Annotated in this window: 21 protein-coding genes; 11 read left to right on the top strand and 10 right to left on the bottom strand. The window is 65.5% G+C overall.

The window, feature by feature from the left end:
- Together glcF and J8847_RS18240 are read left to right on the top strand one after the other, a co-directional pair.
- Positions 1 to 1,221 (top strand): glycolate oxidase subunit GlcF, encoded by a 1,221-nt coding sequence (glcF, locus tag J8847_RS18245; protein ID WP_211526135.1) that lies wholly within the window; start codon positions 1 to 3, stop codon positions 1,219 to 1,221.
- A 40-nt stretch (positions 1,222 to 1,261) separates the two neighbouring features.
- Positions 1,262 to 1,576 carry a hypothetical protein gene (locus J8847_RS18240; RefSeq protein ID WP_211526134.1) on the top strand — a complete coding sequence of 105 codons (315 nt, stop codon included), beginning with the start codon at positions 1,262 to 1,264 and terminating at the stop codon, positions 1,574 to 1,576.
- Here J8847_RS18240 and J8847_RS18235 read toward each other — a convergent pair.
- Entirely contained in the window at positions 1,573 to 2,871 is a 1,299-nt protein-coding gene (locus J8847_RS18235) for a sodium:proton antiporter (protein ID WP_211526133.1), read from the bottom strand. The genes J8847_RS18240 and J8847_RS18235 overlap by 4 nt on opposite strands.
- A 221-nt stretch (positions 2,872 to 3,092) precedes the next feature.
- Here J8847_RS18235 and J8847_RS18230 point away from each other — a divergent pair, with 221 nt between their 5' ends.
- Positions 3,093 to 5,132: a glycoside hydrolase family 97 protein gene (locus J8847_RS18230; RefSeq protein WP_211526132.1), complete on the top strand. Its 2,040-nt coding sequence runs from the start codon at positions 3,093 to 3,095 to the stop codon at positions 5,130 to 5,132.
- Positions 5,133 to 5,136: 4 nt separating this feature from the next.
- Here the strand turns inward: J8847_RS18230 and J8847_RS18225 are convergent, their stop codons facing one another.
- Positions 5,137 to 5,619 carry a glutathione peroxidase gene (locus J8847_RS18225; protein ID WP_373999939.1) on the bottom strand — a complete coding sequence of 161 codons (483 nt, stop codon included), beginning with the start codon at positions 5,617 to 5,619 and terminating at the stop codon, positions 5,137 to 5,139.
- A 164-nt stretch (positions 5,620 to 5,783) separates the two neighbouring features.
- On the opposite strand from J8847_RS18225, the gene J8847_RS18220 reads away from it, so the two are divergent.
- Positions 5,784 to 6,116, top strand: a complete 333-nt coding sequence (locus J8847_RS18220) for a DUF805 domain-containing protein (protein WP_211526130.1) — start codon at positions 5,784 to 5,786, stop codon at positions 6,114 to 6,116.
- A 41-nt stretch (positions 6,117 to 6,157) separates the two neighbouring features.
- Here the strand turns inward: J8847_RS18220 and J8847_RS18215 are convergent, their stop codons facing one another.
- The gene (locus tag J8847_RS18215; protein ID WP_211526129.1) at positions 6,158 to 7,294 is read right to left on the bottom strand and encodes a PilT/PilU family type 4a pilus ATPase; all 1,137 of its coding nucleotides are present in this window, start codon (positions 7,292 to 7,294) and stop codon (positions 6,158 to 6,160) included.
- Positions 7,295 to 7,313: 19 nt separating this feature from the next.
- Positions 7,314 to 8,357, bottom strand: coding sequence for a type IV pilus twitching motility protein PilT (locus J8847_RS18210; RefSeq protein WP_211526128.1), 1,044 nt, complete (start codon positions 8,355 to 8,357; stop codon positions 7,314 to 7,316).
- Positions 8,358 to 8,431: 74 nt separating this feature from the next.
- Here J8847_RS18210 and J8847_RS18205 point away from each other — a divergent pair, with 74 nt between their 5' ends.
- Positions 8,432 to 9,145 carry a YggS family pyridoxal phosphate-dependent enzyme gene (locus tag J8847_RS18205; protein WP_211526127.1) on the top strand — a complete coding sequence of 238 codons (714 nt, stop codon included), beginning with the start codon at positions 8,432 to 8,434 and terminating at the stop codon, positions 9,143 to 9,145.
- A gap of 1 nt (position 9,146) precedes the next feature.
- Positions 9,147 to 9,959, top strand: coding sequence for a pyrroline-5-carboxylate reductase (gene proC, locus J8847_RS18200; protein WP_211526126.1), 813 nt, complete (start codon positions 9,147 to 9,149; stop codon positions 9,957 to 9,959).
- Between the two features lie 162 nt (positions 9,960 to 10,121).
- Here proC and J8847_RS18195 read toward each other — a convergent pair whose 3' ends face one another.
- The 5 genes from J8847_RS18195 to ubiA all read right to left on the bottom strand — a co-directional run bounded on the left by J8847_RS18195 (position 10,122) and on the right by ubiA (position 14,471).
- Complete coding sequence (locus tag J8847_RS18195; protein WP_211526125.1) at positions 10,122 to 12,335, bottom strand: S8 family serine peptidase; 2,214 nt, start codon at positions 12,333 to 12,335, stop codon at positions 10,122 to 10,124.
- Positions 12,336 to 12,606: 271 nt separating this feature from the next.
- Positions 12,607 to 12,909, bottom strand: coding sequence for a hypothetical protein (locus J8847_RS18190; protein WP_211526124.1), 303 nt, complete (start codon positions 12,907 to 12,909; stop codon positions 12,607 to 12,609).
- On the bottom strand, positions 12,899 to 13,276 hold the full coding sequence (locus J8847_RS18185) for a phage holin family protein (protein WP_211526123.1): 378 nt from the start codon (positions 13,274 to 13,276) through the stop codon (positions 12,899 to 12,901). Before J8847_RS18185 ends, J8847_RS18190 begins: the two co-directional genes overlap by 11 nt.
- Positions 13,276 to 13,575: a YqjD family protein gene (locus J8847_RS18180; RefSeq protein WP_211526122.1), complete on the bottom strand. Its 300-nt coding sequence runs from the start codon at positions 13,573 to 13,575 to the stop codon at positions 13,276 to 13,278. The genes J8847_RS18185 and J8847_RS18180 overlap by 1 nt, the downstream gene beginning before the upstream one ends.
- A 41-nt stretch (positions 13,576 to 13,616) precedes the next feature.
- The gene (gene ubiA / locus J8847_RS18175; protein ID WP_211526121.1) at positions 13,617 to 14,471 is read right to left on the bottom strand and encodes a 4-hydroxybenzoate octaprenyltransferase; all 855 of its coding nucleotides are present in this window, start codon (positions 14,469 to 14,471) and stop codon (positions 13,617 to 13,619) included.
- 212 nt (positions 14,472 to 14,683) lie between these two features.
- On the opposite strand from ubiA, the gene J8847_RS18170 reads away from it, so the two are divergent.
- From J8847_RS18170 to J8847_RS18160, 3 genes are all read left to right on the top strand, one after another.
- A complete protein-coding gene (locus J8847_RS18170) occupies positions 14,684 to 16,186 on the top strand; it encodes a PhoX family phosphatase (RefSeq protein WP_211526120.1) in 1,503 nt (500 codons plus the stop codon).
- A gap of 29 nt (positions 16,187 to 16,215) precedes the next feature.
- A complete protein-coding gene (locus J8847_RS18165; protein WP_211526119.1) occupies positions 16,216 to 16,797 on the top strand; it encodes a PEP-CTERM sorting domain-containing protein in 582 nt (193 codons plus the stop codon).
- Between the two features lie 109 nt (positions 16,798 to 16,906).
- Complete coding sequence (locus J8847_RS18160) at positions 16,907 to 17,365, top strand: N-acetyltransferase family protein (protein ID WP_373999938.1); 459 nt, start codon at positions 16,907 to 16,909, stop codon at positions 17,363 to 17,365.
- Here the strand turns inward: J8847_RS18160 and J8847_RS18155 are convergent, their stop codons facing one another.
- On the bottom strand, positions 17,366 to 18,955 hold the full coding sequence (locus J8847_RS18155) for a DUF4139 domain-containing protein (RefSeq protein WP_211526117.1): 1,590 nt from the start codon (positions 18,953 to 18,955) through the stop codon (positions 17,366 to 17,368). It lies immediately after the preceding gene.
- A 179-nt stretch (positions 18,956 to 19,134) separates the two neighbouring features.
- Here J8847_RS18155 and J8847_RS18150 point away from each other — a divergent pair, with 179 nt between their 5' ends.
- Together J8847_RS18150 and J8847_RS18145 are read left to right on the top strand one after the other, a co-directional pair.
- The gene (locus J8847_RS18150) at positions 19,135 to 19,596 is read left to right on the top strand and encodes a YaiI/YqxD family protein (RefSeq protein WP_211526116.1); all 462 of its coding nucleotides are present in this window, start codon (positions 19,135 to 19,137) and stop codon (positions 19,594 to 19,596) included.
- 98 nt (positions 19,597 to 19,694) lie between these two features.
- Positions 19,695 to 20,705 carry a family 43 glycosylhydrolase gene (locus J8847_RS18145; RefSeq protein ID WP_211526115.1) on the top strand — a complete coding sequence of 337 codons (1,011 nt, stop codon included), beginning with the start codon at positions 19,695 to 19,697 and terminating at the stop codon, positions 20,703 to 20,705.
- Positions 20,706 to 20,868 lie beyond the last annotated feature (163 nt).

Genomic DNA, 20,868 nt, shown 5'->3' with positions numbered 1-20,868 from the left:
ATGCAAACCAATCTCGCCGATTTCATCAAGGGCACGCGCGAGGGCGAGGAAGCCGAAGCGATCCTGCGCGCCTGCGTGCACTGCGGCTTCTGCACCGCCACCTGCCCGACCTACCAGCTGCTGGGCGATGAACTCGATGGCCCGCGCGGCCGCATCTACCTGATCAAGCAGGTGCTGGAAGGCGCCGAGCCGACCCGCAAGACCCAGCTGCACCTGGACCGCTGCCTTACCTGCCGCAACTGCGAAACCACCTGTCCGTCGGGCGTGAAGTACGGCCGCCTGGTCGACATCGGCCGCCGCGTGGTGGAGGAGCGCGTGCCGCGTCCCTTCAAGGACAAGCTCAGGCGCACTACGCTCAAGGAATTCCTGCCGCGCACCAGCCTGTTCAAGCCGGCGTTCATGACGGGACAGGCGGTGCGCCCGCTGCTGGGCAAGGACTTGCAGGACAAGCTGCAGCCCGCCCGCGCCGCGGGACGCTGGCCGGCGCGCGTGCATGCGCGCAAGATGCTGGTGCTGGACGGCTGCGTACAGCCGGCGATGGCGCCCAACATCAACGCCGCCACGGCGCGCGTGCTCGATGCGCTCGGCGTGCAGCTGATCACGGCGCCGAGGGCCGGATGCTGCGGCGCGGTGCGCTATCATCTGAACGACCAGGCGGCGGGGCTGGACGACATGCGCCGCAATATCGACGCCTGGTGGCCCCATGTCGACCAGGTCGAGGCGATCGTCATGACCGCCTCCGGCTGCGGCGTGACCGTCAAGGAATACGGCCACCTGCTGGCCCATGACGAAGCCTATGCCGCCAAGGCGCAGCGCATCTCGGCGCTGACGAAAGACCTGTCCGAGATCATGCCGGCCTTCCAGGACCAGCTGGCGGCCAAGCTCAAAGGCCGTATCACGAAGCGGGTGGCCTACCACCCGCCGTGCACCCTGCAGCACGGCCAGCAGATCCGCGGCAAGGTCGAGGGCGTGCTGCACGCGGCCGGCGTCGACGTGGTGCTGTGCGGCGACAACCACCTGTGCTGCGGCTCGGCCGGCACGTATTCGGTGCTGCACCCGGAAATCGCGCACGAACTACGCGACCGCAAGCTGGCCAGCCTGGCGGCGACCGGGGCCGAGGAAATCGTCTCGGCCAACATCGGCTGCCTGACCCACCTGCAATCCGGCACGACGACGCCGGTCACGCACTGGATCGAATTGCTCGACCGCGTACTTTCCTAGCGCGTGGTAGCATCGCGGCCTGTTTTGAAAGGACGCGATCATGAGTTTTGTATTCCAGCTCCTGCGCGAGGACGAGGGCATGCCGCCCGCGGTCGTCTTCGAAGACAGCACCAGTCCGGGCTTCGTGCCCCTGTGGGAGGAAATCGGCGTCTACGATGCGCTCTACAACAGCGACGGCAGGCAGGCGCGCGATATCTCGCGCGCGATCGCCTTCGGCGTCGACCGTGCCAGCGAGGAAGCCGCACTCGGGCACCTGCTGCCTGCCGGCCTGACGCTGGACGAGGCGGTGCGCTTCCTGGAAAACGTGCACCGCGGCTGCACCACGCATGCGGTGGCCGAGGTCAGGACCCGCTAGCCGCGGCCGGGATCGCGCCAGAACCGGTTCAGCAGCGGCGTCACGCTGGCGCCATGCAGGACAATCGACAGGATGATGACGGCCAGCGTGGCGTTCACCAGGCTGCGCGAAGTCGAGGGCGGCAGGCCATGGTTGATGGCATAGGTCAGGTAGTAGATCGAACCGATCCCACGCACGCCGAACCAGGCCGCGATGGCCGTGGCGCGGCCACCGATACCGGCGCCGGCCATGCTCGCGAGCACGCTGGCGGGACGGGCGACGAACAACACGAACAAAGCGAGCGCCCACGGACGCCAGTCCGCCAGGTACCAGGTGGCGGCGCCTCCCAGCAGCAGCACCAGCGTCAGCTCCGACAGGCGCTCGAGGTGCTCCTTGAACACCAGCGCGCCGCCGCTGACGGTGGGTTCGACCGGCACGACGGCAGGGGCATGCGCGTCGTCCGTTTCCGGTTCGAGCAGGCCTTCAGGATTCGTCGGCGCGTGGATCAGGCGCAGCTCGGTCTGGCGCAAGGCCACGCCTGCGGCGAACACCGCCAGGAAGCCATAGGTGTGCAGGGACAGCGCAATCCCATACGAGAGCCCGATCAGCCCGAGCCCGAGGAGGTCGTCCAGCACCTCGTGCCTGGCATAACGCTTGCGCAAGGCTGCGCTGAGATAGGCCAGCGCGGCGCCGCACCCGGCGCCGACGGCCAGCCCACCCAGGGTCGCCCACACGACGTCCACCAGCAGCCAGTGCGACCCGAGATCTCCCAGTTCATGCAGGCCAAGCAGCCCGAGCCCGAGCATCACGAAAGGAAAAGCGCTGCCGTCGTTCAATCCGGCTTCGCAGGTGAGGGTAAAGCGCAGCGGGTCCTTGTCGCCGGCGTGCCGCACCTGGACGTCGGTTGCGAGCACCGGATCGGTCGGCGCCAGGATCGCGCCAAGCAGAATCGCCGCGCCGATAGGTAGTCCCAGGACCAGCCAGCCGAAGCCGGCAATGCACGCGACGGACAAGCCCATGGCCAGCCACGCCAGCCTGATCGCGGGCATCCAGCGCGGCAGGATAAAAGGAACCGGCATCTTGATGGCGGCGGAAAACAGCGAGATGAGGACCGCAACCTCGGCCACGGGCTCAAGCAGGGCGGCTTCGTTCAGTGGATCGAAGGTGAACAGGTTCAGCGCCAGTGGGCCCAGGCACAAGCCGATCGCCAGGTAGATCGTGGCCGAGGTGAACGGAAGCTTCGCCACCGCGTGACCCCACAAGCCGCGCGCGACCATCAAGGCGCCGATCAGCAAAAACCATTGAAAATTCTGCAATATGGACTCCCGGGATGAGGACTGGCCGTCTGGATGCATGAACACGGCAAGTCTAGCGGCATGAAGGGCGAGCCTTTGTACCCGCACGCACGTAAGGAGATAAGCGCCGGTTTAGCTTGGGTAAGGTAATTACCCTACAAGTCCGGCGGTAAACACTGCATTGTTAGAAGAAATAAGGTAGTTTTGCTACTTCGACGCATCGATCACAGGAGACCGACCATATGCTCACCAGCCGCACCGCCGCCTTTCTGGCGGCATCCCTCACGCTTGCCTTGCCCGCCTGGGCGCAACAGGTCATCGCCAGCGCGGAATCGCCCGACAAGGTGATCGGCGTCGAGGTGCAGATCGATGGCGGCGGCAAGCTGGGCTACGCGGTCAAGCGGCGCGGCAAGGAAGTCATCGGCCTGTCGCGCCTGGGCTTCAACCTGGCCAATGCACAGAAGCTCGACGGCGGCTTCAGCCTGCGCGAACAACAGGTCAGCGAGCACGATTCGACCTGGGAGCAGCCCTGGGGCGAGCGCCAGTTCGTGCGCAACCGCTACCGCGAGCTGCGCGTCGCGGTCGAGCAGAAGAACAAGGGCAATCGCCGTCTCGACATCGTGTTCCGCATCTACGACGACGGCGTCGGCTTCCGCTACGAATTCCCGGCCCAGCCGCAACTGCGCGATGTCGAGATCCTCGACGAGCTGACCGAGTTCACCGTGACGCAACCGGCCACGGCCTGGTGGATTCCGGCGGGCGAATTGCCGGGACTGGAAGAAGTGGTGCGCAAGGCGCCGCTCAAGGAAATCGGCATCGCCAATACCCCGCTCACCGTGCGCCTGGACGACGGCACCCACATCGCCTTTCACGAAGCGGCGCTGGTCGACTACGCCTCCATGTGGCTGCGCAAGGTCGAGGGCCAGAAGCTGCGCGCCATGCTGGCGCCGTCTTCCTACGGCCCGGCGGTGGTGAAGCACGGCGCCTTCACGACGCCGTGGCGCACCATGCAGATCGCCGACAACGCGGCGGGCCTGTATATGTCGGACCTGGTCCTCAACCTGAACGAGCCGAACAAGCTGGGCGACGTCTCCTGGGTCAAGCCGTCGAAGTTCGTGGGTGTGTGGTGGGAGATGCACCTGAATAAGGGGAGCTGGAACGCGGGTCCCAAGCATGCTGCCAACACCGCCAACACGAAACGCTATATCGACTTCGCTGCGAAGAATGGCTTCCGCGGCGTGCTGGTCGAAGGCTGGAACCAGGGCTGGGAAAGCGACTGGGGCCATGGCGGCGCGGACTTCAGCTTCACCAAGTCCTATCCCGACTTCGACCTGCCGGGCCTGGCCGCGTATGCGAAATCGAAGGGCGTGCGCCTGATCGGCCACCACGAGACCGGCGCCAACGTGCCTGCCTACGAAAGGCAGATGGACGCGGCCTACAAGCTGTACGCAAAACACGGCGTCGACAGCATCAAGTCCGGCTATGTGCACGAAGCGGGCAGCGCACTGTTCACGGGCCGCGACGGCAAGCCGCGCTTCGGCCACTACGACTCGCAGGACGGCGTGCGCCACTTCGTGAAGGCGGTGACTGAGGCAGCGAAATACCGCATCGCCATCGACACCCACGAACCGGTCAAGGACACCGGCCTGCGCCGCACTTATCCGAACTGGCTGACGCGCGAAGGCGCGCGCGGCGTCGAGTACAACGCCTGGGGCAACCCGCCCAACGCGGTCGACCACGAGGCCAAGCTGGTATTCACGCGCATGCTGAGCGGCCCGATGGATTACACGCCGGGCGTCCTGAGCCTGGTGGGCGCGGACGGCAAGGTGTTCAATTCGACCCAGGCCAAGCAGCTGGCCAACTTCGTGGTGATCTATTCGCCGCTGGTGATGGCGGCCGACCTGCCGGAGAACTACGAGAAGTATCCCGCGGCCTTCAAGTTCATCCGCGACGTGCCGACCGACTGGTCCGACACCCGCGTCATCCACGGCGAAGTAGGGGAGTACGCGACCATCGCGCGCAAGGCCAGGGGCTCGCAGGACTGGTATGTGGGCGCCGTCACCGACGGGCAGGCGCGCACCCTGGCGCTGCCCCTTGCCTTCCTGGATGCCGGCAAGCGCTACGTCGCCGAGATCTACCGCGACGGCGACGCGGCCGACTACCGCAGCGAGCGCCGCTTCGACCTGGTGACGGAAACGAAGCTGGTTGCCGCGGGCGATACGCTGCAGCTGAAACTGGCGCCGGGCGGCGGCCAGGCGATCCGCTTCTCGCCGCAGCAGTAACTTATCAACCCAGCAGCTTCTCGATGTCGCTGCTGATCTCTTCCGGCTTGGTCTGCGGCGCGTAGCGCTTGACGACCTTGCCGTCCTTGTTGACCAGGAACTTGGTGAAGTTCCACTTGATGCCCTCGGTGCCGAGCACGCCGGGCGCTTCGCCTTTCAGGTAGGTGTAGAGCGGGTGGGCGTTGTCGCCATTGACGTCGATCTTGGCGAACATGGGGAAGCTGACGCCGTAGTTCTTTTCGCAGAAGGCGCCGATCTCGGCTTCGGTGCCCGGTTCCTGCTTGCCGAACTGGTTGCAGGGGAAGCCCAGCACGGCCAGGCCCTGGCCGGCATAGCGGCGGTGCAGTTCTTCCAGGCCTTTGTATTGCGGGGTAAAACCGCATTCGCTGGCGGTGTTCACGATGAGCAGGACCTTGTCGCGGAATGCGCCAAGGTCGACGGGCTTGCCGTCAAGGGATGCGGCCTGGAAGTCGTAGACGCTCATGATTCTTGTCTCCATCTTGGAAAAGCTGAAGTTTACGACAATGCCGGGCGGCGTGCCGGTTGCCGCCGGAAAGTGAGAATGTGCGCCTTTTTACTCAAGACGACCGTGCTATGTTGCTCTCCTGAATCAAACCTGCCGTCCCACGGCTTTATTTCACGAGAGCGACAATGACATTTACCGAATCGATTTCCACCTGCTTCCGCAAATATGCCACCTTCGAGGGCACCGCTTCGCGCTCCGAGTACTGGTGGTTCTGGCTGTTCCTGGTGCTGGTCTCCGTCGGGCTGAACATCGTCAGCGAGCAGCTGTCCGCGATCTTCAGCCTGGCCACTCTGCTTCCTTCGATCGCCGCCGGCGCCCGCCGCCTGCACGACACCGACCGCAGCGGCTGGTGGCAGCTGCTGATGTTCCTGCCGGTCGTCGGCTGGATCGTGCTGCTCGTGTTCGAAGTCCAGGAAGGCCGGCCGAACCGCTACGAGGTGCAAGCCGTCGCGGCCTGATGGGATGACGGCCGTGCCTCCCCGGCACGGCCTTGCGCGACTCAGACCAGGCCGAGGCTTTCGGTACCGGCCGAGAAATCGCGGTTCTTCGCGTGTTTGCTGTTGAGCTTGATGTTCAGGCGCAGGTCGTTCACCGAGTCCGCATTGCGCAGCGCATCTTCGTAGGTGATCTTGTCCGCTTCGTACAGGTCGAACAGCGCCTGGTCGAAGGTCTGCATGCCCAGCTCGCGCGACTTCTTCATGATCTCCTTGATCTCATGGACTTCGCCCTTGAAGATCAGGTCGGAGATCAGCGGAGAATTCAGCAGGATCTCCATCGCCACCACGCGGCCCTTGGCTTCCTTCTTCGGGACCAGGCGCTGCGAGATCAGGCCCTTCAGGTTGAGCGACAAGTCCATCAGCAGCTGCTGGCGGCGCTCTTCCGGGAAGAAGTTGATGATGCGGTCCAGCGCCTGGTTGGCGCTGTTGGCGTGCAGGGTGGCCAGGCACAGGTGGCCGGTTTCCGCGAACGCGATCGCGTGTTCCATGGTCTCGCGGTCGCGGATCTCGCCGATCTGGATCACGTCCGGCGCCTGGCGCAGCGAGTTCTTGAGCGCCGCTTCGAAGCTGTCGGTGTCCACGCCCACTTCGCGCTGCGTGATCACGCAGTTGCGGTGCGGGTGCACGAACTCCACCGGGTCTTCGATGGTGATGATGTGGCCGTAGCTGTTCTCGTTGCGGTAGCCCACCATCGCCGCCAGGGTCGTCGACTTGCCCGAACCGGTGGCGCCGACCATGATGACCAGGCCGCGCTTGGTCATGATCACATCCTTCAGCACTTCCGGCAGTTCGAGGTCTTCGAATTTCGGAATCGTCGTGGTGATCACGCGCAGCACCATGCCCACGGCGCCCATCTGCATGAAGGCCGAGACGCGGAAGCGCCCCAGATCGCCCGGGCTGATCGCGAAGTTCGATTCCTTGGTCAGCTCGAAGCCGGCCGCCTGCTTGTCGTTCATGATGGCGCGCGCCAGGTCGGCCGTGTGCGTGCCGCTCAGCGCCTGGTTCGACACCGGTGTCATCTTGCCGTCGATTTTCATCGCCGGCGGGAAGCCGGCCGTGATGAACAGGTCCGAGCCGCCTTTCGCCGTCAGCAGGCGCAGCAGGTCGAACATGAATTTGGATGCCTGGTCGCGTTCCATTGAGATTCCTCGCAGTTTCTTAACCTGGGAAGTTTTCCGGGATCTTGGCGGCGAAGCGGGCCGCGCTGCTGGAGATGAGGTTGCGCCGCACCAGGTCGGTCAGGTTCTGGTCGAGCGTCTGCATGCCGACGCTGCTGCCGGTCTGGATCGCCGAGTACATCTGCGCGATCTTCGCTTCGCGGATCAGGTTGCGGATCGCCGGGGTGCCGATCATGATCTCGTGCGCGGCCACGCGGCCCGAACCGTCCTTGGTCTTGAGCAGAGTCTGCGAGATGACGGCCTGCAGCGACTCCGACAGCATCGCGCGCACCATCTCTTTTTCCTCGGCCGGGAACACGTCGACGATACGGTCGATGGTCTTGGCGGCCGAGGAGGTGTGCAGGGTGCCGAACACCAGGTGGCCGGTTTCGGCCGCCGACAGCGCCAGGCGGATGGTTTCCAGGTCGCGCAGCTCGCCCACCAGGATCGCGTCCGGGTCTTCGCGCAGCGCCGAGCGCAGCGCGTTGTTGAAGGACAGGGTGTGCGGGCCGACTTCGCGCTGGTTGATCAGGCACTTCTTGGAGTCGTGCACGAATTCGATCGGGTCCTCGATGGTGAGGATGTGGCCGTACTCGTTTTCGTTCAGGTGGTTGATCATCGCCGCCAGGGTGGTCGACTTGCCCGAGCCGGTGGGGCCGGTGACCAGCACCAGGCCGCGCGGCTTGAGCGCCAGGTCGGCGAAGATCTTCGGCGCGTTCAGTTCTTCCAGCGACAGGATCTTGGACGGAATGGTACGCAGCACCGCGGCAGCGCCGCGCTCCTGGTTGAAGGCGTTGACGCGGAAGCGCGCCAGGCCCGGGATCGCGAACGAGAAATCGCACTCCAGCACTTCTTCGTACTGCTTGCGCTGGCCGTCGTTCATGATGTCATAGATCATGCCGTGCACGTCCTTGTGCTCCAGCGGCGGCAGGTTGATGCGGCGCACGTCGCCATGCACGCGGATCATCGGCGGCAGGCCGGCCGAGAGGTGCAAGTCCGAGGCTTTGTTCTTGACCGAGAAGGCGAGTAATTCCGAAATGTCCATTTATAATCCCTGTGCCGCGCCGGGGGAGCAAAGCCCTCGTCTCGACTGAAAAATATTTCCTATAGAAAATCATTATGTCCACAATCGCTGAGAACTTGCAAGCTGTCGAAGCGACAATCGCCAGTGCCGCCGAGGCCGCAGACAGGCCCCGTTCCAGCGTCCAGCTGCTGGCCGTTTCGAAGACCTTCCCAGCGGAAGCGGTGCTGGAGGCGATGGCGGCGGGCCAGCAGGCCTTCGGTGAAAACTACCTGCAGGAAGCGCTCGACAAAATTGCGCTCGTCGCGCGCGCGCAACCCGAGGCGCCTGTCGAATGGCATTTCATTGGTCCGATCCAGAGCAATAAGACAAGACCGATCGCGTCCAGCTTCCAATGGGTACACACGGTGGAGCGCCTGAAGATCGCCCAGCGCCTGTCCGAGCAGCGTCCGCCGGAGCTGGGGCCGCTGGATGTCTGCATCCAGGTCAACATCAGCGGCGAGGCCAGCAAGAGCGGCGCGCACGAGGACGAGGTGCCGGAACTGGCGCGCCAGGTGGCCCAGCTGCCGAACCTGCGCCTGCGCGGCCTGATGGCGATCCCCGAACCCCAGGCCGACGTCGCGCTCCAGCGCCAGGCTTTTGCGCGCCTGCGCACGCTGGCCGAGCGCCTGCGCCTCGATGGCCTGGCGCTCGACACCCTGTCGATGGGCATGTCGGGCGACATGCAGGCCGCGATCATGGAAGGCGCGACCATCGTGCGCATCGGCAGCGCCATCTTCGGCGCCCGAACCTACGCATCCAACAAGGAGTGAGATGAAGATTGCATTTATCGGCGGCGGCAACATGGCCACCGCCCTGATCGCCGGCCTGGCCGGACAGCTTGCCAACGCGGCCGACCTGCACGTGGTCGATCCGAACGCCGACGCGCTCGAGCGCCTGGCGCAGCAGTATGGCGTGAGCACGGCGTCCGGCATCGGCGAGCAGGTCGCGGGCGCCGACGTGGTGGTGCTGGCGGTGAAGCCGCAGCAGATGCGCGAAGTGGCCGCCAGCCTGGCGCCGCAACTGCGCGGCCAGCTGCTGCTGTCGATCGCGGCGGGCATCCGCATCGCCGACCTGTCGCGCTGGCTGGGCGGCTATGGCGCCATCGCGCGCTCGATGCCGAATACGCCGGCCCTGATCGGCATGGGCATTACCGGCATGGTGGCGCAGGCGGGTGTGAGCGAAGCCCAGCGCGAGGCGGCGGACCAGGTCATGCGCGCGGTCGGCAAGACCGTGTGGCTGGATGACGAGACCAAGATCGATCCTGTGACGGCGGTGTCGGGCAGCGGGCCGGCGTATGTGTTTTTCTTCCTCGAGGCGATGCAGCAGGCGGCCGTCGAGATGGGCTTGAGCGCGGAGCAGGGCAGGGAGCTGGCGCTGGCGACCTTCACCGGGGCGGCGCAGCTGGCGGCGCAGTCGCAGGATCCCGTTGAGGTGCTCAGGCAGCGGGTGACGTCGAAGGGCGGCACGACCTATGCGGCGATCACCAGCATGGAAGCCAGCGGCGTGAAGCAGGCCATCGTCGAGGCGATGAAGGCGGCTGCGGCGCGGGGGCGTGAGCTTGGCGACGAGCTAGGTAAAGATTGAAGTGCTGCCGGCAAGCCGGCAGAGGGAAGTAACTTGGGTTCCGGCCTCCGCGGGAACGACGGTTTTAAGGTTGGCGTCCACAGCTACTGATCGTAGCCCGCTACCTTAGCCCGTCGTTCCCGCGAAGGCGGGAACCCAAGTTTGCAAGCAAACTACGAACGCTTATTTGCGCCCGATCGTCACTTGCTTCACGGCTTGCTGTCCCCCAGCATCCACCGCGCGCACCTCGACGGTCCACGGCGCCTTCCCCGACAACAGCACCGATTTCGAGAACACCAGCACATCGCCTTGCTGCACGAAAGCCGACTTGTCGAAGCTGTACAGCACCTTGCCCGCGCTGGTCGACACCGTCACGCGAGCCTCGGTCACGTTCGCCACGCCATTGCCGTCGCCAACCTTGGCATTGATCGCCACCGGCTGATCCCCGCTGACCTTGGTGCTGCTGACGCTCAGCTCCGCGGTCGGCGGCACATTGTCAGGCACCGTCACTTCGTACTTGCCCGTATACGCCGTCGACAGCAGGTTCACGCGTCCATCGACCCGCACATGCCACTCGCCCGGCACCGGGTACTTGACCTCGACCGAGCGATATTTCTGGATAGTGGTCAGCCCCGCCGATTGCGCAGCGAAGTTGACACCGCCGGCCGGATCGACACCCGGCGCATACAGCGTGATGTACAGGTTGTTGGCCTCCAGGTCCCACTGCGCATCCGCGAACAGCTTCATCGCCCCCGGTTCAACCGTCACCTTGTGCAGTCCATAGCCCGTATTGGTCTGGAAGGAATTGAGCGTGGCCGTCCCCGCATAGCTGCCGCTGTCGACGCGCACCGGGCCCGGATTGAAGTGCACCAGGTCGTTCGAGGTCACGGCAGCCGGGATCGCGCCGGCGGTGACCGCGTCCACCGCCTTGCGCGCGTCGATGAAGCCGGCGCCGGCGTCGAAGGTGTCGTAACCCTGCATGACCTCCTTGTTGGCCGTGACTTCCAGCACGCGGATCACGTCCAGCGGCGACAGGCGCGCACCGCCTTTGACGTCCTGGGCCTGGTGCACCAGCGCCGCGATGCCGCTCACGTGCGGCGTCGCCATCGAGGTGCCGGAGGCCGCGCCGTAGAAGGTGCCGCTGGTGGTCATCGGGTGGACAGGATTCTGGCTCGACACGATGTTCTCGCCCGGCGCCACGATGGCCGGGCGGTCGATGCCGAGCGGACGGGCAGCGTGGTCCCAGGCGGCCTGCTCCTCGGCGCTGGCGGCCATGAATGCCTTCAGGTTGGCCAGCGCAAGCTCGCGGTCATGGTTACCTTCCGGACGGCCGCGCGACGAGAAGTCGGCCATGCCGTAGGCCTTGTTGGTGGCGCCGATGCCCAGCGCGTAAGGCGCGTTCGAATACGGGTTCATCGTGTTCGGGCCTGGTCCGTCGTTACCCGCCGCGAACACCGACAGGATGCCCGCTTCGTACGCCAGGCGCGAGGCGACGTTGGTCGAGCGGTTGGGATTGAAGGGTTCGTAGGAGGAGCTGCCCCATGAGTTGCTGAGCACGCGGATGTCGGCCACGCCGTCGCGTTTGCTGGCGATCACGTGGTCGTAGGCTTCCAGCGTGAAGGGCAGGTTGATGCCGGTGCTGGTGGCATAGCTGATGATGTTCGCCTTGGGCGCCATGCCGCGCAGGTTGCCGTCGGATTCCATCCCGGTGCCGGCGATGGTGCCGATGCAGTGGGTGCCGTGCCCGTATTCGTCGGTGTTCCACTGTGCGCCCAGCAGGCCGGTATGCTGTTCGATGACCGAGGTCTCGACATCGATGCCGTCCGGCGTCAGCGAGATGTAGACCTGGGTCGGATCGATGCCCAGCGCGCCCGCCACCGCGTAGTTCTTCTTGACGTTGCCCAGGTCCGGATGCAGGCCGTCGGCGCCCGTGTCGATGATGGCCACCGTCACGCCGCTGCCGTCCAGGCCCAGCACGCGCTGCACTTCCTCGGCCTTGGTCATGGCCCGGCCTTCGGCATTGAACAGGCGCTGGCTGCGGCTCGGCTCGATGAAGCGGGTCTCGGGCCAGCCGGCCACCTGGTTGATCTCGGCCTTGGTCAGCAGCATGCGCGCCATCGGCAGCACTTTATAGGTCTTGACCTTACGCCCAAGGACCGACAGGCGCGATGTGCTTTCCTTCTTGTCGAACACGACGATGACGTCGTAGTAGACATTGGTGAGCTGCTTGTTGAGTTCCTGGGCGAACAGGCTGTCGATCTTGGCCGCGGCCAGGGTGCCGGAGGACGAGGCGCCGGGCAGGATGCCGGCCGATGCGGCGCCGGCAAGCGGGCCTTGTGCGCCCAATGCCAGGACCAGTGCTGCGACGAGTGAAAAACGACGACGGGATGATCTCACGACTGTGCTCCTCTTGATCTGTTGTTGTCTTGGGATGCTTCCGGTGAAACACGGCATTTCCGTGGTACCGCCTGATGAGTATTCCGTCGGCATATATGCACGTCAAACGTGCATACGGGCGTTAAAAATTTATTTCTGCAAACAGCAAAAAACGTTGCATCTGCGCCAATCTTCAATCGTGCGGGCAAGCGCTTGTGCTAGGTATGGATGAGCTGGCGGAATAGAAAAAGCCCGCACATGGCGGGCTCGAATGCGGGGGAGGGCGGCGCGCTCAGTGCACCTCGAAGCCCTTCCACCTGAGTACGGGCAGGGCGCGCTGGGCGAACTTGTAGAGCGACACGCCGGCGGTGACGAGGCCAACCGCCCACTTGGGTTTGGTGGCGAGGAAGCCCGCCGCCACACCGGCCACGATCAGGGCGGTCTTCTTGTGCGCGCTGACGTAGGCGGGGACGACGCCCAGGGTCTCGGGCGACTTCAGCACCGCGAACTCGTGCGCGACGACGGCGCGCTGCGTGGCGCAGCGCGCCACCAGTTCGGCGCGGCGGGCCGCAAGCATCTCGGATTTAGTGCCCATCTACCTGCTCTCCTTTCGCGAACTCGACGTCCTTGCGCAGCTCGGCCAGGGTGGCGCCGAGCAGCGGCGGACGCGAAGCCAGTCCGGTGCGCAGCTTCATGACCGCGAACCCGCAGCCAAGCGCGAACAGGACCGTCATGCCGCCCACCGCCAGCAGGCGATGGGTGTCCCAGAACAGCACCAGCACGAACAGCACGGCGAGGACGAGGGCGCCGAGCGCCAGGACCGCGGCCGCCAGCGCCCAGGCGAGGTAGCCGAACAGGCGCTGCGTTTCCTCCTGCAGCTCCACCGTGGCCAGCTCCAGGCGCGTGCGCGCCATGGCCAGCACGGTGCTGCCTATCCTGCCTACCGCCGTGGAGATACTCATTACTTGCGGGCGATCAGCATGCCGACCACGACACCGACCGCGGCGCCCAGGCCCACCGATTTCCACGGATTCTCTTTGACGTACTCGTCGGTCTTCTTGGCCGCATCGACCACGGTTTCCTGGTAGTGGGCCAGACCGGCCTTGGCGCTCGCCAGAGTCGTCTCGAACTTGGCCTTGAGTTCTTCGCCGCCGAGGGCGCCACCGTTGCGCAGCCAGGCTTCCGCGTCATGGATCACGGTCTTCAGGTCGGCCACCAGTTGTTCGCGGGTGCCGGTTTGGGTAGGGATCTTTTCAATCATGAGGACCTCTTTGTGGTGGAGTGAATGCCTTTTGAGCAATATTACCTGAATGCATAGTCTAGTGCGACACCGCTGAACAATGCCGCGCCCAGCCAATTGTTGTGACGGAAGGCTTTGAAGCAGGCCATCCGTTCGCGGTGGCGGATCAGAGTGTAGTGGTAGAGCGCCAGTCCGGCGGCGACCACGATGCCGGCCAAGAACCACCAGCGCAGGCCCAGGACCCAGCCGCACACCAGGTCGATGGCCAGGGCGGCGCCGTAGCACAGCATCACGGCGGCCACGTCGAAGCGGCCGAAGGTGATGGCCGAGGTGCGGATCCCGATCTTGAGGTCGTCGTCGCGGTCGACCATGGCGTATTCGGTGTCGTAGGCCACGGCCCAGAACACGTTCGCCACCAGCAGCCACCAGGCCACGGCCGGCACCTGGTCCTGCACTGCGGCGAAGGCCATCGGGATGCCGAAGCCGAAGGCGATGCCCAGGTAGGCCTGGGGAATGGCGAAGAAACGCTTGAAGTAGGGATAGGTGCCGGCCACCACCAGGGCCACCACCGACAGCTGCTTGGTCAGCGTGTTCAGGGGCTGGATCAGCAGGAAAGAGATCAAGGACAGCACCAGCGCCACCATCACCGCTTCCCAGCCGCGGATCTTGCCGCTGGTGAGGGGCCGGTCGACGGTGCGCTTGACATGGCGGTCGAAGTCGCGGTCCGCGTAATCGTTGATCGCGCAGCCGGCCGAGCGCATCAGGGCGGTGCCGAGCACGAAGATCGCCAGCACCATCATGTCCGGCACGCCGCCGGAGGCCATCCACAGCGCCCACAGGGTGGGCCACAGCAGCAGGAGGATGCCGATCGGCTTGTCGGCCCGGACCAGGCGGAAATAGAGCGCCAGCTTGTTCATGGATGAATCCTGTCTTGTCGAGCAAGAACTGTTGAGCAGAAGACAGCGATTCTAAAGCTTTTGCCGCGCTCGCGGCGAGCGGCGCCTGCACGGGTTAATGCAGCAATGTTGCCGTTTTGTTGTCATTGAACCGACATTTTTGTTTGTTTAAATGCATCGGTCCGTGCCATGGGGGTGGGGACATATGGCATCCACAAAGATGGAGAAGTTCAATGACTGACAAAGAATTGTCGCCGTCGCGACGCAATCTGCTCAAGGGCCTGGCCGGTGCTTCGGCCCTGCCTTTCGTCGGGGCTTTCGCCGCCATGCAGGCCCAGCAGGCCATGGCCGCCAACGGTTCCACCACGCTGGTGGACAGCCCGTACGGCCCGATCGCGCCCGTCAACGACCTGAGCACCGGCCTGCCGCTGCTGCAGCTGCCGGCCGGCTTCAGCTACAAGAGCTTCGGCTGGCGCGGCGACCTGATGACCGACGGTAAAACCTGCCCGGGCGGCCACGACGGCATGGGCGTGATCGCGTCGCGCAAGGTGGGGCGCAGCACCGAGCTGGTGCTGGTGCGTAACCACGAGATCGGCGGCACCGGCGCCGGCAACTTCATCAACGCCATCGGTGTCTACGACGGCGGCAATGTCAGCAATTCCACCGCCAACAAGTTCGGCGGCGGCACCACGAACCTGCTCTTCCGCGATGGCAGCTGGGTCAGCATGACGCCGAGCCTGGGCGGCACCCAGACCAACTGCGCCGGCGGCATCACGCCCTGGGGTACCTGGCTCACCTGCGAGGAAGTCGGCTCCGATGCCGTCAGCGCCTCGGGCAAGAAACACGGCTACGTGTTCGAAGTGACGGCCGATCCGGCCCAAACCACGGGCCAGCCGATCATCGGCATGGGCCGCTTCGCCCACGAAGCCGCGGCCGTCGATCCCGCCACCGGCTTCGTCTACCAGACCGAGGATTCGTCCGGCAAATCGGGCTTCTACCGCTACGTGCCGGACATCCGCACCGGCGCTCCGGGTTCGCTGGCCCGGGGCGGGATCCTGCAGATGGCGCGCGTGCGCGGCGTCCAGAACGCCAACCTGGCGGTGGCCTCGGTCAACGCCAGCTATGAACTGGAGTGGGTGCCGATCGCCAACCCGGACGCCGACCGCGGCAACGCCACCGGCCCTTCCGGCGTGACGATCACCAATGCGGCCGGTCCCTTCGTGCAGGGCTGGCTGCAGGGCGCAGCGCGCATGAACCGCGGCGAGGGCATCTGGTACGCGCAGGGCAAGATGTATGTCATGGACACCTCGGGCGGCGCGGTGCAGCGCGGCGCGATCTGGGAACTGGACCTGGCGACCCAGGTCCTCAAATGCATCTACTCGAGCCCGAGCCCGCTGGTGGGCAACATGGGCGACAACCTCACCGTGAGCCCGCGCAACGCCATCCTGATCTGCGAAGACGCCTCCACCGCCGCTACCGACATGTACGGCTTCGGCCAGCGCCTGATGGGCCTGACCGGAGCAGGGGATGCCTACATCTTCGCGAAGAACAACATCAACCTGACCGCGGCACAGCTGCAGGGCGCGGGCAAGCTGGCCTCGCTGGCGGACGACCATCGCGACAACGAGTTCGCCGGCGCCTGCTTCGACCCGACCGGCCGCTACTTGTTCGTCAACATCCAGACCCCGGGCGTGACTTTCGCGATTTCGGGTCCGTGGGCCAAGGGGCCTTTGTAATCAACGCCATCCATCACAGGGAAATCAACATGCAATTCACCAAGACGATCGCCGCCGCCTTCGCGGCACTGATGTTCTCCAGCGGCGCGCAGGCTGCAGTCCTGCTGTCGGCCTCCGGCTCGCCGGCCAACGCCGCCATTGATTACAGCGCGCCGGGCCTGGTGTCCTTCAACCTCGACCTGCAGGATCTCACGGCTACCCGCCTGGATTTCGTGCTGCAGGAAGAGGATCTGCTGGGTCCGCTGAGCCTGAGCGCCATGGTGCTGAACCTGAGCGGCATGCCGTTCTCGCACTTCAATTTTTACTTCCAGGGCATCGGCCTCGTCGGCGCCGGCAGCGTGACCCCGGCTTTCGGGACGCTGGGCAGCGTCAAGCACGACGCCGACAGCGTGGGCATCCACTTCGCCCAGGCCGAGCCGGCCGAGCTGCACTTCGGGAATCCGCTGGGCCTGCAGGGCCAGGCCGACTGGGTGCTGGATACCTCCGGCCTGCGCGCAGGCGACACCTTCTCCATCGTGGCCCAGGTGCCGGAACCCTCGACCGTGGCGCTGGTGCTGCCGATGCTGTGCATGGCCGGCCTGATGGCCGCGCGCCGCCGCAAGAAGGACTGAGCGTCCTTGCCCCTTCCGCCGCGCCTACGCCGGAAGGGGTAGTCATGCACCTGGCATTGCGCCAGCCGCAGGCTTATGCAATGATTCCGCGCTTTAGGCCCAGGGTTCCATCATGTCCATCCGCACCAGGGATGCGTCGCACGACGATCTCCCGCACATTGCCAAGCTGTTCGATCTGTACCGGCAATTCTATGAGCAGGCGCCGGATGCGGAACTCGCCCGCAGCTTCGTCGAACAGCGCTTCCTCAACCGCGAATCGCGGCAGCTGGTGGCGGAGAATGCGGCTGGGGAGATCGTGGGCTTCTCCCAGCTCTACCCCAGTTTCTGCTCGGTCGAAGCGGCGCCCATCTACGTGCTCTACGACCTGTTTGTCGCCCCCGACGCACGGCAAGGCGGAGTAGGGCGAGCGCTGCTGCTCGCGGCCGAGGCGCTGGCCAGGATGGAGGGCAAGGCGCGCATGGACCTGACCACGGCCAAGACCAATCTCGTGGCGCAGTCGCTGTACGAAGCGCTCGGCTGGACGCGCGACGAGGTGTTCCACACGTACAGCCGGCGCCTCGCTCCTTGATTACAGGCCCTGCACCGAGCCTTCCTTCGGATAGTCGATCACGTAATCGACCTTGAAGCGGGCGGTCTCGTTCGGCTTGAGCGAACGCTCCCAGCCGACCAGGCCGCGACGCTGTTCCCAGTCCCTGACGTTCGGTTCCGGATCGAACGCGATCTTCACGCTGACCTTGTCCGACTGGCTGACCGGGGTCGGCTCCAGCACCAGGATGTCGATCGGCTGGCGGTGGAAGCTGGTCACCGCGTAGGTGTCGGCGATGCGCTTTTCGTTGTCGCGCTTGAAGAAGCCGGTCTGGCCCGACATCTCGTTGCGATGCTCGATGGCGACGCGCGTCAGGGGATCGCGGCCGAAGGACAGCGTCAGCCGGTCGCTGGACTGGGGATCCCAGTGCAGCGCGCCGACGTAGGAACCGTCGCGGCGCAACTGCACCTGGCCGGGCAGCCAGACGCCGCCGGGGCGCGTCGTCTCCGCGGTCAGCACCGCGATGTCGTTGCTGGTGCGCGGAGCAATGCGGACGCGCTGCTTGACCTGCAGGCTCTGTGCGCCCAGCCCGACCGAGATCTCGCGGCCGTCCGCAGCCAGGTCGACCCTGGCCGGCACCTCGAATTCGGTGGTGAAGTTACCCTGCGTTTCCACTACCGGCGCCACGTAGTCGTCCGCTGCGCTGCGCGCCGACGCTCCCACCGCCATGCGGGGCGCGGGAGGAGGCGGTGGCGCGGAAGGCGCGTAAGCCATCTCCGACACCGCTTGCGGCGGCTGGTAATTCAGGAGCCATGGAGAAGGATTGGGCGCATGCGCGGACAGGTTGGGCTGGCCGGTCGACAGGCGCAATTTGACCTTGCTCCAGTCCTCGCCCGTCTTTTGCGAAATCGACGCCAGGCGCTCCAGATCGATGGTGGAGGCATTCGAGTCCAGCGAGGCGCGGTAGGTCGGCTTCCAGCCGGCGCGCGTCACCTGGTAGGAAAGGACCAGTTTACCCGCCTGCTTCGCCGCGACGGCGATCGTCATGATCCGGCTGTCCCGCGTATTGGCCTGCACCTTGGCGAGGTCGCGCTTGAGGACGTCCAGTTGCTTGGCCAGCGCGCGCTTCCTGAGCTCGGCGTTGTGCATGCGTTCCAGCGCATCGCCGCCGCCCTTGCGGATGGCGTCGAGGGTGCCGAGCAGCGATTTTCCGTCGGCGGGCGCGGCGCGGCCGGCCGCGGTGTCGCCGCCGCCCAGGCGCTCGAGGTAGCCCTGGACCAGCTGCGCCGCCTTGTAGTCGGCGTCGATCACGGCGATCTGGTCCTGCAGCGCCTGGATCCTGGCTTCCAGGTCGGCCTCGCGCGGGCTGGGACTCTCGGTCCTCCCCAGGTCGCGCGTGACCACCTGGCCCACCTGGATGCCTGGGTCGGCCTGCAGGCGGACCGTGTCGGTATTGAAGTTGGCCAGCAGACCGGTGATCTCGACCTGGGTCGTGCCGGGCGCCACCTCGACCACGCGCTCCACGGTGGCGCTGCCGGGATACAGGGTCACGCTGCGGATCGGCGCCTCGATCGCCCAAGCCGACGATGCGCACAGCGTGAGAAGAAGAGTCCAGTGCTGTCTGGTCATCATTTGGTTCCTCTCGGAAATAGATATGATGTTCCGAGCGTAACAGATCGTGCCCAAGAAAAGAGGGCAAATAGTTACCATTTGTTAAGGCGTCAGCGAGGACGTCCGAGGCTTCTGGCGTTATTCCCTTTGCGGCTACAATGGCCATCCGGCTGGTCTCCAGCGCTTTTTCCATCTCATTCATGCATATCTGGGTCGACGCCGACGCTTGTCCCGCGGTCATCAAGGATATCCTGTTCCGGGTCGCCGAGCGCCTGCAGCTGAACGTCACCCTGGTGGCGAATCAGCTGATCCGGGTGCCGGGCTCGCGCTTCATCCGCGCGCTGCAGGTGCCGGCGGGGGCCGATGCGGCCGATGCCGAAATCGTCGAGCGCGTCAGCGCGGGCGACATCGTGGTGACCGGCGATATCCCGCTCGCCTCGCTGGTGCTGGAGAAGGGCGGTTTGCCGCTGAACCCGCGCGGCGAGTGGTACACCAAGGACACCATCGCCCAGCAGCTGACGATGCGCGCCTTCATGGAGGAGCTGCGCGGCAGCGGCGTCGATACCGGCGGACCGTCCGCCTTCAGCCAGGCCGACCGCCAGAACTTCGCCAATGCGCTCGACCGCGAGCTGGCGCGACGAAAATCGTATCGGTCCGAGTAAAAAAGTTATTGGATCAAAGTGCAGGGCTTTCCGTACCATCGGTTTAGCTGATGGGCAGAGGTCACGCTCGTCAGGATAACGATTCCGGAGACACGAGCATGACCACACACCGCCTGGCCCTGGCCCTGGCAAGCGCTTTGTTGCTGTCCAGTGCAGCCGCCGCCGCTGAATTCGCCAACCCACTGGTGATGCAGCGCGCCGACCCGCACGTTACCCTGCATGCGGACGGCTTCTACTATTACACCGCCACCGTTCCGGAATACGACCGCATCGAGCTGCGCCGCACGCGCGACCTGAACGGCCTGGCGAAGGCGGAGACGAAGACCATCTGGCGCCGCCACGACAGTGGAGCGATGAGCCGCAACATCTGGGCGCCGGAGCTGCATCACATCGACGGCAAGTGGTATCTCTACTTCACAGCGGGACGGCTTGACGCGCCCTTCGACATCCGCCTGTATGTGCTGGAGAACGCCGCCGCCAATCCGTTGGAAGGGCAGTGGGTCGAACGGGGCCAGCTGAAGACCGGATGGGAGTCGTTCGCGCTCGATGCGACGACCTTCGCCCTGAAGGGACAGCGCTACCTGGTCTGGACCCAGCGTCCGCAGGGCTCCGACAAGCACATGACCGCCGTGTATATCGCGAAGATGGATACGCCGCTGTCGATCGCGGGCAAGGCGACGCTGCTGACCAAGCCGGATTATGCGTGGGAGAAGATCAAGTTCGACGTCAACGAGGCGCCCGCCGTGCTGGTCAAGAACGGCCGCGTGTTCATGACCTATTCTGCCAGCGCGACCGACGCCAATTACGCGCTGGGCATGCTGAGCGCCAGCGACAGCGCCAACCTGCTTGATCCGGCGGCGTGGAGCAAGTCGCCGGCGCCGGTCCTGGCCAGCAGCGCGGCCACCGGCCAGTACGGCCCCGGCCACAATTCGTTTACGACGAGCCCGGACGGCAAGACCGACATCCTGGTCTACCACGCGCGCAACTACCAGGAGATCAAGGGGGATTCGCTGCATGATCCGAATCGCCACACGCGGGCGCAGGTGATTCGCTGGCGCGCCGACGGTACGCCGGATTTCGGCGTGCCGGTCGCCGATGTGGTGCACTAGGAACCACTTTGATCAGCTACTTCCACTAGCCATGAAACCGTGGCCCCCCCCCCCCCCGGGGGGGGCGGGGGGGGGGGGCCGGGGCGGGCGGGGGGGGGGGGCCCCCCCCGGGGCCCCCCCCCCCCCCCCCCCCCCCGCCCGCGCCCCCCCCCCCCCCCCGGGC

The organism is Massilia sp. AB1 (genome assembly GCF_018119385.1).
In the GTDB taxonomy this organism is placed as follows: Bacteria; Pseudomonadota; Gammaproteobacteria; order Burkholderiales; family Burkholderiaceae_D; genus Telluria.
This window is presented reverse-complemented; position numbering and strand designations above follow the sequence as displayed.

Bases quoted from the DNA above. Each gene is read 5' to 3' on its own strand.
- glcF (WP_211526135.1), top strand. From the start codon at position 1: ATGCAAACCAATCTCGCCGATTTCATCAAGGGCACGCGCGAGGGCGAG.
- J8847_RS18240 (WP_211526134.1), top strand. From the start codon at position 1,262: ATGAGTTTTGTATTCCAGCTCCTGCGCGAGGACGAGGGCATGCCGCCC.
- J8847_RS18230 (WP_211526132.1), top strand. From the start codon at position 3,093: ATGCTCACCAGCCGCACCGCCGCCTTTCTGGCGGCATCCCTCACGCTT.
- J8847_RS18220 (WP_211526130.1), top strand. From the start codon at position 5,784: ATGACATTTACCGAATCGATTTCCACCTGCTTCCGCAAATATGCCACC.
- J8847_RS18215 (WP_211526129.1), bottom strand. From the start codon at position 7,294: ATGGAACGCGACCAGGCATCCAAATTCATGTTCGACCTGCTGCGCCTG.
- J8847_RS18210 (WP_211526128.1), bottom strand. From the start codon at position 8,357: ATGGACATTTCGGAATTACTCGCCTTCTCGGTCAAGAACAAAGCCTCG.
- J8847_RS18205 (WP_211526127.1), top strand. From the start codon at position 8,432: ATGTCCACAATCGCTGAGAACTTGCAAGCTGTCGAAGCGACAATCGCC.
- proC (WP_211526126.1), top strand. From the start codon at position 9,147: ATGAAGATTGCATTTATCGGCGGCGGCAACATGGCCACCGCCCTGATC.
- J8847_RS18190 (WP_211526124.1), bottom strand. From the start codon at position 12,909: ATGGGCACTAAATCCGAGATGCTTGCGGCCCGCCGCGCCGAACTGGTG.
- J8847_RS18185 (WP_211526123.1), bottom strand. From the start codon at position 13,276: ATGAGTATCTCCACGGCGGTAGGCAGGATAGGCAGCACCGTGCTGGCC.
- J8847_RS18180 (WP_211526122.1), bottom strand. From the start codon at position 13,575: ATGATTGAAAAGATCCCTACCCAAACCGGCACCCGCGAACAACTGGTG.
- ubiA (WP_211526121.1), bottom strand. From the start codon at position 14,471: ATGAACAAGCTGGCGCTCTATTTCCGCCTGGTCCGGGCCGACAAGCCG.
- J8847_RS18170 (WP_211526120.1), top strand. From the start codon at position 14,684: ATGACTGACAAAGAATTGTCGCCGTCGCGACGCAATCTGCTCAAGGGC.
- J8847_RS18165 (WP_211526119.1), top strand. From the start codon at position 16,216: ATGCAATTCACCAAGACGATCGCCGCCGCCTTCGCGGCACTGATGTTC.
- J8847_RS18155 (WP_211526117.1), bottom strand. From the start codon at position 18,955: ATGATGACCAGACAGCACTGGACTCTTCTTCTCACGCTGTGCGCATCG.
- J8847_RS18150 (WP_211526116.1), top strand. From the start codon at position 19,135: ATGCATATCTGGGTCGACGCCGACGCTTGTCCCGCGGTCATCAAGGAT.
- J8847_RS18145 (WP_211526115.1), top strand. From the start codon at position 19,695: ATGACCACACACCGCCTGGCCCTGGCCCTGGCAAGCGCTTTGTTGCTG.